Origin of the sequence: Sphingobacterium sp. LRF_L2, from assembly GCF_965644235.1 — a bacterium.
GTDB lineage: Bacteria > Bacteroidota > Bacteroidia > Sphingobacteriales > Sphingobacteriaceae > Sphingobacterium.
The window spans coordinates 1-281 of sequence record NZ_CBFFRI010000031.1; the positions used below are offsets into that span (position 1 = coordinate 1).

Genomic DNA, 281 nt, shown 5'->3' on the forward strand with positions numbered 1-281 from the left:
TTCGCTTTTCAACCGTCCCTCCCTTGCGGAGTGGTGCAAAGGTAGAAAATTAGACCTATTCCCTCCAAGCTTTCCCCGCTTATTTTTAAAGACTATTCCGCAAGGCGCTGGTAGACTGCACGATATTTTTACAGAAACAGTGCTATTCCTCCGTTCTTGTGGCTTTCTTGGGTTGTTCTTAGTCCGTTCTTGGGTCGTTCTTGCTCCGTTCTTGGGTTGTTCTTGTGCAGGGACAGGTCAGAGCTAGGTCTATCCTTGGGTTGTTCTTGTTCCGTTCTTAG

At 47.3% G+C, this 281-nt stretch carries 1 protein-coding gene; it reads left to right on the forward strand.

Features of this window, described 5'->3' with window-relative positions; all coding sequences use genetic code 11:
• On the forward strand, positions 1 to 247 hold a 247-nt coding region (locus ACSZOX_RS22415; protein ID WP_437922477.1), incomplete at its 5' end, for a hypothetical protein.
• Positions 248 to 281: the final 34 nt, after the last annotated feature.